This window comes from Acidovorax sp. NPDC077693, assembly GCF_044542805.1.
Taxonomy (GTDB): domain Bacteria; phylum Pseudomonadota; class Gammaproteobacteria; order Burkholderiales; family Burkholderiaceae_C; genus Acidovorax.
This window is the reverse complement of sequence record NZ_JBITVD010000012.1, coordinates 22,595-34,874: the sequence shown is the minus strand read 5'-3', so window position 1 is coordinate 34,874 and position 12,280 is coordinate 22,595. Positions and strand designations below refer to the sequence as shown.

12 protein-coding genes are annotated in these 12,280 nt (G+C 67.2%); 4 read left to right on the top strand and 8 right to left on the bottom strand.

The window, feature by feature from the left end; all coding sequences use genetic code 11:
* The first annotated feature begins 49 nt into the window (after positions 1-49).
* Positions 50-565, top strand: coding sequence for a M23 family metallopeptidase (locus ACIGHN_RS17645; protein ID WP_056421475.1), 516 nt, complete (start codon positions 50-52; stop codon positions 563-565).
* A gap of 25 nt (positions 566-590) precedes the next feature.
* Here ACIGHN_RS17645 and ACIGHN_RS17640 read toward each other — a convergent pair whose 3' ends face one another.
* The 5 genes from ACIGHN_RS17640 to ACIGHN_RS17620 all read right to left on the bottom strand — a co-directional run bounded on the left by ACIGHN_RS17640 (position 591) and on the right by ACIGHN_RS17620 (position 8,393).
* Complete coding sequence (locus tag ACIGHN_RS17640; RefSeq protein WP_056421476.1) at positions 591-3,875, bottom strand: error-prone DNA polymerase; 3,285 nt, start codon at positions 3,873-3,875, stop codon at positions 591-593.
* A gap of 75 nt (positions 3,876-3,950) precedes the next feature.
* Positions 3,951-5,456: a DNA polymerase Y family protein gene (locus ACIGHN_RS17635; protein WP_056421477.1), complete on the bottom strand. Its 1,506-nt coding sequence runs from the start codon at positions 5,454-5,456 to the stop codon at positions 3,951-3,953.
* The gene (gene imuA / locus ACIGHN_RS17630; RefSeq protein ID WP_396505373.1) at positions 5,416-6,306 is read right to left on the bottom strand and encodes a translesion DNA synthesis-associated protein ImuA; all 891 of its coding nucleotides are present in this window, start codon (positions 6,304-6,306) and stop codon (positions 5,416-5,418) included. The genes ACIGHN_RS17635 and imuA overlap by 41 nt, the downstream gene beginning before the upstream one ends.
* A 188-nt stretch (positions 6,307-6,494) precedes the next feature.
* Complete coding sequence (locus ACIGHN_RS17625) at positions 6,495-6,902, bottom strand: VOC family protein (protein WP_396505372.1); 408 nt, start codon at positions 6,900-6,902, stop codon at positions 6,495-6,497.
* A 186-nt stretch (positions 6,903-7,088) separates the two neighbouring features.
* The gene (locus ACIGHN_RS17620) at positions 7,089-8,393 is read right to left on the bottom strand and encodes an HD-GYP domain-containing protein (protein WP_396505371.1); all 1,305 of its coding nucleotides are present in this window, start codon (positions 8,391-8,393) and stop codon (positions 7,089-7,091) included.
* Positions 8,394-8,865: 472 nt separating this feature from the next.
* Between ACIGHN_RS17620 and ACIGHN_RS17615 the strand changes: the two genes are divergently transcribed.
* Both ACIGHN_RS17615 and ACIGHN_RS17610 read left to right on the top strand, forming a co-directional pair.
* A complete protein-coding gene (locus ACIGHN_RS17615) occupies positions 8,866-9,153 on the top strand; it encodes a hypothetical protein (protein ID WP_056168637.1) in 288 nt (95 codons plus the stop codon).
* Positions 9,154-9,230: 77 nt separating this feature from the next.
* Complete coding sequence (locus tag ACIGHN_RS17610; RefSeq protein WP_396505370.1) at positions 9,231-9,524, top strand: DUF4148 domain-containing protein; 294 nt, start codon at positions 9,231-9,233, stop codon at positions 9,522-9,524.
* Between the two features lie 122 nt (positions 9,525-9,646).
* Here the strand turns inward: ACIGHN_RS17610 and ACIGHN_RS17605 are convergent, their stop codons facing one another.
* On the bottom strand, positions 9,647-10,285 hold the full coding sequence (locus ACIGHN_RS17605; RefSeq protein WP_056412384.1) for a 3-oxoacid CoA-transferase subunit B: 639 nt from the start codon (positions 10,283-10,285) through the stop codon (positions 9,647-9,649).
* A gap of 3 nt (positions 10,286-10,288) precedes the next feature.
* Complete coding sequence (locus tag ACIGHN_RS17600; protein ID WP_396505369.1) at positions 10,289-10,999, bottom strand: CoA transferase subunit A; 711 nt, start codon at positions 10,997-10,999, stop codon at positions 10,289-10,291.
* A 76-nt stretch (positions 11,000-11,075) separates the two neighbouring features.
* On the opposite strand from ACIGHN_RS17600, the gene ACIGHN_RS17595 reads away from it, so the two are divergent.
* Positions 11,076-11,621: a PAS and helix-turn-helix domain-containing protein gene (locus ACIGHN_RS17595; RefSeq protein WP_056168618.1), complete on the top strand. Its 546-nt coding sequence runs from the start codon at positions 11,076-11,078 to the stop codon at positions 11,619-11,621.
* Between the two features lie 152 nt (positions 11,622-11,773).
* Here the strand turns inward: ACIGHN_RS17595 and pcaC are convergent, their stop codons facing one another.
* Positions 11,774-12,166: a 4-carboxymuconolactone decarboxylase gene (pcaC, locus tag ACIGHN_RS17590; RefSeq protein WP_056412387.1), complete on the bottom strand. Its 393-nt coding sequence runs from the start codon at positions 12,164-12,166 to the stop codon at positions 11,774-11,776.
* Positions 12,167-12,280: the final 114 nt, after the last annotated feature.

Below are 12,280 nucleotides of genomic sequence, written 5' to 3'. Positions count from 1 at the left end.
GGCGGAATAATCGCGCTCTCGCGCCCAGGCGCTTACGCGTTGCCCGTTCATGAAAATTGCAAGAAACCTGTGCCTGGGGCTGCTGGCCATCATCGTGGTCGGACTGCTGCTCCCCGAGCGCATCCGCATCCCCGTCGCCGGAGCATCGGCCCGGGACTGGAACCCCCGATCATTCTGGTTCGAGCCCTGGGGCACGTCGGGGGTGCACAAGGGGATCGACATCTTCGGCAAGGTGGGCACGCCCGTGCTGAGCACCACGGATGGCATTGTTCTGTACACGGGCGAGATCTCCAAAGGCGGCAAGGTCGTGCTGGTGCTGGGGCCCCGCTGGCGACTGCATTACTTTGCGCACCTGGATTCGATACAGACGGGGGCCTTGTCTGTGGTGGCATCCGGCAGCGCCATCGGTACGCTGGGCGCCAGCGGCAACGCGCAGGGCAAGCCGCCCCACCTGCACTATTCCATCGTGCGGATGCTGCCCGCGCCGTGGAAGGCCGATGGCTCCACGCAGGGCTACAAGAAGGCGTTTTTCATCGACCCGCACACCTACCTGCTGGAGCGATAAGTCCACGGGGCCACCCGAACGCGCTTCAATGAAAATCCCGGCTGCCCTGCAGGGCCTGGGCCATGCGCCCGAGCAGCGGGGTCATGTCCTTGAAGCGCTGGGCCACCAGGTGGCGCACCACCATCGGTGCCGGGCCCTGCGATGGCGATGATGAAGACGGGCCATGGCCCTGGCCTGGCGCACCACCTTCCGGCACGCTGCATTGCCACATCCCCTCCACCGCCAGCAGCTGTGAGCGCAGCAGCGCATTGCGCCAGGCGTCCACCAACGCAGGCCACACGATCACGTTGACCGGGCCGGTCTCGTCTTCGAGGGTGACGAACATGGTGCCTTTGGCCGTGCCCGGGCGCTGGCGCACGGTGACGATACCGCAGGCCCGCACCTTGCGGCCGTGGGGCATGGCGTTCAGTTGCAGCGCACTCAGCAGCCGCCAGCGCACCAGGCGCGGGCGCAGCAGGGCCAGCGGATGGCGACGCAACGTAAGGCCGGTGGCGGCGTAGTCGAACAGTATCTCTTCGCCTTCCGGCGCAGCGGGCAACGCGAGCGGCGCCTCGTGCACCGGCACGTCGCGCAGCAGGGCCGGTGCCGCATGCTGGGCGGCGGCCTCCCACATCTGCTGGCGCCGGTGGCCCGACAGGCTGGCCAGTGCATCGGCCGCAGCCAGGGCCTGCAGGTCCTGCTGGCTCAGCTGCGCGCGCAGGGCCAGGTCTTCGGTGCTGGCAAAGGCGGGGCCCGCCAGGCGCGTCTGCACCAGTCGCTCGGCAGCATCCCCCTGCAGGCTGGCCACCAGGCGCAGGCCCAGTCGCACCGCGGGTTGTGGCAGGGGCGGCGCGGGCAGCCCCTTGTGGGGCTGCAGGTGCTCCAGGTCACCCTCCAGCGTGCAGTCGACCTCGCTGTGGGTCACATCGATGGGCAGCACCCGCACGCCGTGGCGGCGCGCGTCCTGCACCAGTTGCGACGCGGTGTAGAACCCCATGGGCAGCGAGTTGAGCAGGGCCGCCAGAAAGGCCGCGGGCTCGTGGCACTTGAGCCAGCTGCTGGCGTAGGCCAGCAGGGCAAAACTGTAGGCATGGCTCTCCGGAAAGCCGTATTCGCCGAAGCCCAGCATCTGCTGGAAGATGGCCTGGGCGAACTCCGTGCGGTAGCCACGCGCCTCCATGCCGCCGACGAGCGGGCGCTCGAAGCGGTGCACCCCACCCCGGCGCTTCCATGCCGCCATGGATCGGCGCAGGTCGTCGGCCATGCCGGCGCTGAAGCCCGCGGCCACCATGGCGATCTGCATCACCTGCTCTTGAAAGATCGGCACGCCCAGCGTGCGCGCCAGGGCACTTTCCAGTTCGGGTTTTTCCAACTCCAGGGGCTCGCCACGGCGTCTGCGTTCCCGCGCCTTCAGGTACGGGTGCACCATGCCCCCCTGGATGGGGCCCGGCCGCACGATGGCGACCTCCACCACCAGGTCGTAGAACTCGCGCGGCTGCAGGCGCGGCAGCATGCTCATCTGCGCGCGGCTCTCGATCTGGAAGACGCCCACGGTGTCGGCCGCGCAGATCATGTCGTAGGTGGCCGGGTCGGCGTGTGGGATGTCCTTGAGTCCCCAGCGCTCGCCGCGCAGGGCGGCACGCAGGTTCAGGCAGCGGCGCAATGCGCTGAGCATGCCCAGGGCCAGCACATCGACCTTGAGCAGGCCCATGTCGTCGAGGTCGTCCTTGTCCCACTGGATGACCGAGCGATCCTCCATGCTCGCAGGCTCCACCGGCACCAGCCGCGTGAGCTTGCCCTGGGTGAGCACGAAGCCGCCCACGTGCTGGCTCAGGTGGCGCGGGAATCCCTTGAGCTGCGCCGACAGCTGCAGCCAGAGCAACGCGGTGTGCCGCTGCAGTGGTGCCCCCACACCGTGGGCCAGGTCCTGCAGTCGGTCGGCCGCGATCTCCTCGTCGAACCAGTGGTGGTCCTTGGCAAACGCATCCACCAGCACTGGCGCCACGCCCAGCGCCTTGCCCACGTCGCGCAGGGCGCTGCGGGTGCGGTAGGTGGTCACCACCGCCGCAATGGCGGCGCGGTCGCGGCCGTATTTGCCGTAGATGTACTGGATGACCTCTTCGCGCCGGTCGTGCTCGAAGTCCACATCGATGTCCGGCGGCTCCTTGCGCTCCTTGCTGATGAAGCGCTCGAACAGCAGGTTGGAGTTTTCCGGCGGCACGGCGGTGATGCCCAGCATGTAGCAGACCACCGAATTCGCCGCCGAGCCGCGCCCCTGGCACAGGATGTCTCGGCTGCGTGCATAGCGCACGATGTCGTGCACCGTGAGGAAGTACATCTCGTACTGGCAGAACGTGATCAGGTCCAGCTCCTTGCGGATCTGCGCCATCACGGCGTCGGGTGCGCCCTCCGGGTAATGACCTTGCACGCCCGACTCCACCAGCCAGGCCAGCGCCTGGCCCGGGGTCATGCCTTCGGGCACGGTCTCCAGCGGGTACTGGTACTTGATCTCGTTGAGGCTGAACGTGCAGCGCCCCGCCACGGTGAGCGTGGCCGCCAGCAGGTCCGGCGGATACAGGCCCGCCAGCCGCACGCGCCGGCGCAGGTGCCGTTCGGCGTTGGGCTGCAGCGCGAACCCGCATTCGCCCACGCTGAGGCCCAGGCGCACGGCGGTGATCACGTCCTGCAGCGGCTTGCGCGAGCGGCCATGCATGTGCACGTCGCCCGCAGCCACCAGCGGCAGACCCAGGGCCGCGCCCGCCTGCTGCAGCGTGGCCAGCCACAGCCCATCGTTGGCGGCCAGGTGCAGCTCGGCAGCCAGCCAGACGTGGCCTTCAAAACTGGCATCAAAATGTGCCCTTGCGCTTGCCAGGCAAGCGCTGACAGCTATCAAATCAGAAGCATCAAAACGTGAACGGATCGGCGCCAGCAGCAACTCGCAGCCTTGCAGCAGCGCAAAAGGGCTGCACGGGCCGACGTGGTATTGGCCCTTGGGTGCCGCCCTGCGCGCTGCCGTGATGAACTCGCACAGATTGCCCCAGCCCTCCACATCCCGCGCCAGGGCCACCAGCCGCACATCGCCCCACAGGAACTCGCTGCCGACGATGAGGTGCAGCCCCAACTCCTCGGCCGTCCCCTTCGCCCGCACCACGCCGGCCACCGAGCATTCGTCGGTCAGTGCCAGCGCCCGGTAGCCCAGCTTGACGGCATGCTCCACCAGTTCCTGCGGGTGCGATGCACCGCGCTGGAAGCTGAAGTTGGACAGGCAATGCAACTCGGCGTAGTCCGGCAAGCCCGCAGCGCGGGTGCTGGGGGTCGCAGGCGGTTTCATGCGCGTCTCCCCATGCAGGCTGCACTATTGCAGGATGGCGGCAAGCACACCACGGCCATGTCCCCTGCTGCCCCATCAACCGAAGATGCCATGCAGGAACCAGCGGTGCGGGCGCGCTGCGGCCTGCGCGTCATCGGGCACCGGTGCCAGGCGCTCGCGGAACACCCACACCAGCCCGGCCACGTCGTTGTGCGCCACGAAGTAGTCGCGCAGGGCGAGGCCCGCCTCCGGATGTGCAGGGTTTTGCTCTTGGTCGGCAGCGGACCACCACCCCGCCTCGAAGCGGTGAGGGCCATCGAGCAGCCGCAGCCGCCCGTGGTGGCAGGGCCGGTTGCCCTGCACCGCCAGACGCCGGGGCGGATTCAGCAGCCAGGTAGGTTGCAGCAGCGCGTCGGGCGTGGCGTCCAGCGACTCGTTCTGGGCCTGCAGCGCGGCGCCCCTGCCCGCAGCGCGGACTGCCGCCGTCGCCACGCGCAGTACCTCGGCCGCAGGGCGCCACTGCTGCATGCGCTCGGGGCGGTGGTCGGCCTGCAGCACCGGGGCCAGCACCCGCTCGGGCCCCAGGCGGGCGGACAGCCGCTCGAGCAACTGGTGCAGGGCCTCGGCCGACGCGCCCGCGGCATCGCTGCCGCCGCCGCTGCGGCCATCGGGCGGCAGCAGGCTGGCGCTGCGCTGCTGCAGCGGTGCGGAGTCGAGCAGGCGCAGCGTGATCTGGTTGGCCGGCGCCGCCATGGCGGTGCGCGCCAGGTTTTCGGACAGCAGCCGCCGCAGGTGGGCTGTGTCTTGCGTGGCCTGCGCCGTGCGCACCTGCAGAGCGCGCGTGGCAGGCACCGCCACCCCGTCGAGCCGGCGCAGGTCGTGCCGCCAGGCCAGCTCCAGACCCAGCGCGCCCTGCTGGCGCGCCTGCAGCCAGCCCTGCAGCACCGTGAGGCAGCGGCTGGCACTCCACAGCAAGGCATCGGCCGACTCGGCCAGCGCGGGCAGCTCGGCGGTCAGCACGAACGCCTCGGGCAGCTCCAGCCAGCTGTGGGCCTGGGGCGCGTGGCCCAGGGCCTGGTCCAGCACCTGCAGCACGGCCGCACCAAAGCGCCGCGCCACCCCTGCGCGCGGCAGCGCCTGCAAGGAGCCCCAGGTGCGGCAACCCATGCGCTCCAGGCTGGCCACGTGAGGGCGCAGGGCCGTCAAGGTGTGCAGCGGCAGGCCCTGCGGCATGCGGGCCGGCAAGGCACGCCCCGCCAGGGCCATCCGCAGCACCGCCTGCGCAAGCAGCGCGGTGGGGCCGCAGCCCCAGACGGGCGAAGGGCCAGGCGGCTGCGGAGCCGAAGAATCTTTCGCACCCGCACCTATAGCGGCAGCACCACCTGCCGCCAGCGACCACGCCTGGCCCACCTGCGCCATCAGCGCGTCCCGCCCACCCCACAGCCGCTCGGTGGTGGAGACTTCCAGCAGCAAGGCATCGCCGTCCACCAGCGCGACCCGGGGGGTGAAGCGCAGCGCCCACCAGCCCACGGCCGTGGCGTCTGCCAGGGTGGCGGGCGCATCAGCCTCCCACCGTGGCAACGGTAGTGCGATCCAGTGCACGCCCCCTCCCCTCTGGTCCGGCAAATGGGCGCGTTGCAGCCACGCCAGCACCGGGCACCACCACCGGAGCCTGGGGTTCCACCGCCGCCATGCCGTGCGCGGCCTCGTGGACGGCACGCTGGCGCGCGGCTTGCGCTGCAAGCTCCTGGGCCAGCCGGGGGTGGCATCCGGGCAGGCACAGGCCATGCATCAGCGGAGGCCCCCTGCGTTTGAGAATCTGCACCTGCATCGCAGGGAACGGGACGCCATCGCCCTGCGCAGCGTGCTCGCGCAAAACCTGCGGGGTGGGTGCCTGCACTTGCAGCCGCAGCAAGGCTGGCGACGCCTGCGGAGCCGCCGCCACGGGCCGAAAGACCCACAAAAGCTGCTGATGCTGGGCGGCCGCCAGCTGCAGCCTGCGCAACGCGGCTGGCTGCACCTGGGGCAGCCACGCCATCACGGCCATCACGTCGCGGCAGCGCAAGGCCTGCTCCGCAGCCCACAGCGCGCAAGCCCCCTCGGCCTGCACCAGGCACAGCCGCTGGGCCGTCAGCCCGCGCGCCTGCAGCACCGGGCCAAAGGGCTCGTACGGTGGCGCCACGCCCACCACAGCCCCGTCGCGTGAGGCCACGGCCTGGGCCAGTGCCGGCAGCACAAGCTGCCATTCATGCCAGCCGGGCGAGGGCTGCAGCACTTCGCTCAGCGCCCCCACCGGCCATCCACCCCCGGGCAGTTGCGCGTCGAGCAATGCATAGCCCGACGGCTGCGTCAACTGCAAGCCCGCGCCCAGCGAATCCGCATGCCAGACGCCGGGCACGGCGGACGGCAGGTCGGATGCGGCCATCCGGCGGGGAATGCGCAGCGCAGACATGGGAAGGAGCGTCTTTCAACAACATCAATACTGTAAATATACACAGTATTTTGCCGTACCTCCCAAAATTTCAGCAGATTATTCCGAGCGCCTTGCCTCCATCAAGGGATTCAAGGGCCTGCCCCCTGAACGGCTTGAAGCTGCTGATCGCCTGGCACCCCAAGGCGCCTGGACCCGCCCCACCCGCTTCAAGCTTTGTCGGCCACCGCAGGGGCTGCGCCATGAAAGACTGCCTCGATGTTGTAGCCATCCGGGTCCAGCACGAAGGCCGCGAAGTAGCGTGCGTGGTACTGGGGACGCAGGCCGGGCGCGCCGTTATCGCTGCCGCCCGCAAACAGCGCCGCCTGGTGGAAGGCAACCACCTGCGCCTCGCTGTGCGCACGAAAGGCGATGTGCGAACGCGGCGTGAATGGCGGCCCTGCAGAAATCCAGAAATCCCCTCCCGGATCATCTCCGGGCTGGAGCTCCCGGGCGCCAAAGCCCACGGCATCCTCCAGCGCCAGCCGCACGCCATAGCCCAGCGTGGACAGGACGGATTCATAGAACTGCCGGCTGCGGCCGAGCTCTGACACAGTGATGCCTGTGTGGTCGATCATTGCAAACCCCTCCATAAAAGCGGATCACGAAATTCAGCGAAGCGGTTCTGGCCAGGCGCCACGTCGCAGGCATTACGGGTAGCACGACCAGGGCGCGGCAACGGCGCCAAAAGAGTCTTGTACGCCGCTCTCCGTGCATGACAAAAAACGGGTCTGCGCCAGTGTTGCCAAGGCCGCCCCCACCTGCTACAGCCTGCGGATGGCCCAGTCGCACCAGTCGGCCACGGCGGTGTCGTGTGGCGTGGCACGGTCGGCCAGCTGGGGCCAGCGGCGGTGGCAGGCGTTCAGGATGCTTTCCAGTTGCCACAGCGCTTCGCGGCCCACCAGGGCCACCTCGGCCAGGCCGATGGCATCGCCGTCGAGCTGGGCCATGAGTTCGCTTTGCTGCTGGGGGTGGGAGCCGGATTCGAGCAGGGCCTTCTGCAGCGCCAGCAGGCGGGCGTCGGCAAATGCAAATGCGCTGCCTGGCAAGGCCTTGGCACCGCCCGGCAGGGCTGCCTTGAGGCTGTCCCAGTACGCAAAGGCCTCGGCCAGCAGCTCGATCTGGCGCGGAGCCTCGTGGCCCAAGGGCATCAGCGAGGATTCGCGCGCCACCTCTTCCTGCAGCAAGGGCAGGATGCAGGCCACCAGCGCCGCCGGAAACTTGCGGTGGTTGAGCCGGAGCACCAGCGACAGGCGCTGCGCGGGCATGTCATCGTACTTTTCGTAGAAGGCGGCCACCACCTCGGCCAGCAGCAGAATGCGCCCCAGCGGCGTGATGTCCGCACCCGCCAGGCCCCGCGGATAGCCGCTGCCGTCCATGCGCTCGTGGTGCTCCAGCACGGCCACCTCCGCGGCTTTGGGGTAGGCGCCGGTGTCACGGACCATGAGCATGGCGGTGATGGGGTGCGCCACCAGGTGCTTGCGCTGCACGCCCACCACCTTGTGGTCCGGATCGCTCCAGGCCGGGTCCATGTGCAGCACCCCCAGGTCGTGCAGCAGGGCCGCAGCCGCCAGGGTGGCGCAATCGCGCTCGCCCAGGCCGGTCTTCAAGCCCAGGAACAGCGCCACGGTCATCATCTGCAGGCCGTGCTGGAACAGCTCCGGGCGCTGCTCGCGCATGACCGTGAGCTTGCAGGCCATGGAGGGCGGCAGCGGCACCGAGCGCAGCGGCGAGAGCAGCCGCGCGCCCGAACCCAGGGCCTGGGCCAGCATGTTGGGCAGGGGCTCCTGCTCGATCAAGGCCTGGCCCGCGGCCATCAAGGCCGCCACATCCACAGGGTTCTCCACGGACAGATGCCGGTCGATGGGCTCGCGCAGCTTGTGCTGAACGAGCCGGTCGTACAGGCGGCTGTCGATGCGCGCTCCCTTGTCCACCAGCTTGATGCCGTTGTCGGTGTAGATGGCGGCATCGGCCACCACGGTACGCCGGTCGGCCATCTCGGTCAGGGCGCGCAGGTAATGGGGGCTGTCTGCCGTATCGATATCGGCCGGTACGGAAATGTCGGTCATGCAAAGGACACAAATGGTGGCCTTCGAATATAAGACCTTCGCCCACCTGCACAGCCCGCAAGGGATACCCCAGCCCTGCCGGGGCTTGAGCTATATCAAGGGGGAATGGCGCAGTGGAAGACCGGGGTTTGCACAGGGCTTGCGCCGGTCGGCGCGGCACGGGTGCGGGATCTTCTGTACGATGGCACTGTCCCGAAATCGCATAAGGGGTTTCCAGCATAAAACCCCTGCAGAAGCCATCGCCAGCCCTATGGCATGGGTAAACCCTCAAAAGTTCCCGATGGATTGTTTCCAATACTGGAACAGTTAGTTCGCGACTCGGTGGTTTTTCTTCCGCCTTCATCCGCGTACAGTTCAACCCATCGATGAGCCGAACCCGCAAGGCGACTCACCGAACCCGGCAGGAAGCATCGACCTGTTTGTCTTCCCTCCGGTTTTTTTGAGACGCTCATTTAATTCAAGGACTTTCATCATGAACAACACCGCACGTTTCCTCTCCATCGCCGCTGTTGCTGCCTTCGCTTCCTTTGGCGCCCAAGCCGACGAAGCCGACGCTTCGCAATATGTGTCCAAGTTCGAAACCAACCGCACCCGCGCCGAAGTGGCGGCAGAAGCTTCGAGCGTCGCCCAGACCCGCAGCATCGAGCCCGCTGGTTCGCGCGTCGTGACCTACAAGTCCACGGCCGACCGCGCTGCTGTGCGTGCCCAGGCTGCCGACGCTGTGCGCACCGGCCAGATCCCTTCGGGTGAGCAAGGCTGATCTGGATCCGACGGATTCAGCGTCCTGACTCTCTCCATAAAAAACCTGACTTCTAAAAAATACACTGGACTTTCATCATGAACAAGACTGCACGTTTCCTCTCCATCGCCGCTGTGTCCGCTTTCGCTGCCTTCGGTGCCCACGCTGACGAAGCCGATGCTTCGCAATTCGCTACCAAGTTCGAAACGAACCGCACCCGCGCTGAAGTGGCTGCCGAAGCCTCCACCGTTGCCCAGACCCGCAGCATCGAGCCTGCTGGTTCGCGCGTGGTGACCTACAAGTCCACGGCCGACCGCGCTGCTGTGCGTGCCCAGGCTGCTGAAGCCGTGCGCACCGGCACGATCCCTTCGGGCGAAATCAGCGCGATGTAATTCGGCTGACGGCCATCAAAAACGGGCTCCATTCGGAGCCCGTTTTTTTTGGCGCCGCACCTGCGGCGCCCGGCTGTTTTCCAGGGCGGCGCTGCTTTGAGCGAGGCCCTGCGATCAGACCATCAAGCAATCAACGTCACACCCGTCTTGGCCTGCAGCGCCTCGAAGGTCACGCCCGGTGCCAGTTCGACCACCTTGAGCCCCTCGGGCGTCACATCCAGCACGGCCAGGTCGGTGATGATGCGGTCCACCACGCCCACGCCGGTCAATGGCAGCGTGCAGGCGGGCAGGATCTTGAGGTCTTCGGTGCCATCCTTCTTCTTGGCCACATGCTCCATGAGCACGATCACGCGCTTGACGCCGGCCACCAGGTCCATCGCGCCGCCCATGCCCTTGACCATCTTGCCGGGGATCATCCAGTTGGCCAGATCGCCCTTTTCGCTGACCTGCATCGCGCCCAGGATGGACAGGTTGATCTTGCCGCCGCGGATCATGGCGAACGACTGGTCGCTGCCGAAAATGGACGAGCCCTTGATCGTCGTCACGGTCTGCTTGCCGGCGTTGATGAGGTCCGGGTCCACCTTGTCGTCGGTCGGGAAGGGGCCGATGCCCAGCATGCCGTTTTCGGACTGCAGCCACACTTCCTTGTCGCCCGTGAAGTTGGCCACCAGCGTGGGAATGCCGATGCCCAGGTTCACATAGAAGCCGTCTTCGAGTTCTTGGGCCGCGCGGGCGGCCATCTGGTCTTGGGTCCAAGGCATGGTTCAGGCTCCTTCTTTCTTTTCCGTGATCGTGCGCTTCTCGATGCGCTTTTCCGGGTTGGCATTGAGCACGATGCGGTGCACGTAGATGCCGGGCAGGTGGATGTCGTCGGGGGCCAGTTCGCCCACTTCCACGATCTTTTCCACCTCGACGATGCAGACCTTGCCGGCAGTGGCGGCTGCGGGGTTGAAGTTGCGCGCGGTGAGGTTGAAGCGCAGGTTGCCCGACTTGTCGGCCACGTCGGCCTTGACCAGGGAGACCTCGGGCACCAGGGCGCGCTCCATCACATAGGTTTCGCCATCGAACTCGCGCAGTTCCTTGCCGTCGGCCACGATGGTGCCCACGCCCGTTTTGGTGAAAAAGGCCGGAATGCCCGCGCCGCCCGCGCGCAGCTTTTCGGCCAGCGTGCCCTGGGGCGTGAATTCCAGTTCCAGCTCGCCGGCCAGGTACTGGCGCTCGAACTCCTTGTTCTCGCCCACATAGGACGAGATCATCTTCTTGATCTGGCGCGTCTCGAGCAGCTTGCCCAGGCCGAAGCCGTCCACGCCAGCGTTGTTGGAGATCACGGTGAGGTTCCTCGCGCCCGAATCGCGCAGCGCGTCGATCAAGGCCTCTGGAATACCGCACAAACCGAAGCCGCCAACGGCCATGAGCTGACCGTCTGCCACGACGCCCTGCAGGGCTTCGGCGGCCGAGGGGAATATCTTGTTCACCACGATCTCCTTATGAATTGGGATGCGCTACGATACTACGTATCTGCATAAGTAGTTTCTCGTAAAGACTTGTACCATGGACGTTGATTACCGGCTGGCTTTCGACATGGCGCCCGTGGGCCTGGTGCTGTCGCGCAACCGCACCATGGTGGACTGCAACCGGCATGTCTGCGAGATGTTCGGCGCCTCGCGCGAGGTGCTGATCGGCCAGTCGTTCCAGGTGCTGTACCCCAGTGCCGACGAGTACGAACGCCTGGGCGCGCACATGGAGCCCATCCTGAACGCCAAGGGCCACTACGCCGACAACCGCATCATGAAGCGCGCCAACGGCGAGGTCTTCTGGTGCCATGTGTCGGGCCGCGCCTTGAACCGCGCCGACCCGCATGCCTCGGGCATCTGGAGCTTCGAAGACCTGTCGGCCCAACGCCCGGTGAAGGCCGAACTGACCGGCCGCGAGCGCGAGGTGGCCGCCCGGCTGCTCGAAGGGCTCACGTCCAAGGAGATCGGCAAGGCGCTGGAGATCAGCCACCGCACGGTGGAGATCTACCGGGCGCGGCTCATGCGCAAGTACAACGCCTCCACCGCGGCCGACCTGGTGCAGAAACTCCTCGCTGGGAGTTGACAAGCCCCCCCCTGAGCCGCTTCGCGTATTCCCCCAAGGGGGCCGCACCCGGTGGCCTGGCAAAGCCAGTTCCACGGGTGCACTGGCGTGGATCGCGCCAGTGGCAAAGGCTGCGCGCAGATCGCAGGACTCGGTTTTGAACCTCCTGTCCGTTACCCCTTCATGGGTCCGTCAACCACTTCGGCAGCCGTGCGGAATGCGTCCACGGCGCTGGGCAAGCCGCAATAGATGCTCGCGTGCAGCAGCAACTCCTGCAGTTCCTCGGCCGTCACACCGTTGTTGAGCGCGCCGCGCACGTGGGCCTTGAGTTCGTGCTGTTTGCCCATGGCGATCAGCATGGCCACGGTGATCATGCTGCGCGTGCGGCGGTCCAGCCCGGGCCGCTGCCACACGTCGCCCCAGGCGTTGCGCGTGATGAACTCCTGGATGGGCTGGGTGAACGCCGTGGCATTGCCCAGCGCGCGGTCCACGTAGTCGTCGCCCATGACCTGGCGACGGGTGGCCAGGCCTTGTTCGTAGTCCTTCGATGCGGGGGTCTGTGTCATGCGGTCTTCTCCTTCATGGTTTCGGAATGGTCGGTTCGGCAACCGATCAATGGTAGCGATGCCCACAAACACCAACGCCGCGCAAGCCATGGGCTGCGCGGCGTTGGTTTGTAT

Bases quoted from the DNA above. Each gene is read 5' to 3' on its own strand.
- ACIGHN_RS17625 (WP_396505372.1), bottom strand. From the start codon at position 6,902: ATGATCGACCACACAGGCATCACTGTGTCAGAGCTCGGCCGCAGCCGG.
- imuA (WP_396505373.1), bottom strand. From the start codon at position 6,306: ATGTCTGCGCTGCGCATTCCCCGCCGGATGGCCGCATCCGACCTGCCG.
- ACIGHN_RS17610 (WP_396505370.1), top strand. From the start codon at position 9,231: ATGAACAAGACTGCACGTTTCCTCTCCATCGCCGCTGTGTCCGCTTTC.
- ACIGHN_RS17615 (WP_056168637.1), top strand. From the start codon at position 8,866: ATGAACAACACCGCACGTTTCCTCTCCATCGCCGCTGTTGCTGCCTTC.
- ACIGHN_RS17620 (WP_396505371.1), bottom strand. From the start codon at position 8,393: ATGACCGACATTTCCGTACCGGCCGATATCGATACGGCAGACAGCCCC.
- ACIGHN_RS17605 (WP_056412384.1), bottom strand. From the start codon at position 10,285: ATGCCTTGGACCCAAGACCAGATGGCCGCCCGCGCGGCCCAAGAACTC.
- ACIGHN_RS17595 (WP_056168618.1), top strand. From the start codon at position 11,076: ATGGACGTTGATTACCGGCTGGCTTTCGACATGGCGCCCGTGGGCCTG.
- pcaC (WP_056412387.1), bottom strand. From the start codon at position 12,166: ATGACACAGACCCCCGCATCGAAGGACTACGAACAAGGCCTGGCCACC.
- ACIGHN_RS17640 (WP_056421476.1), bottom strand. From the start codon at position 3,875: ATGAAACCGCCTGCGACCCCCAGCACCCGCGCTGCGGGCTTGCCGGAC.
- ACIGHN_RS17645 (WP_056421475.1), top strand. From the start codon at position 50: ATGAAAATTGCAAGAAACCTGTGCCTGGGGCTGCTGGCCATCATCGTG.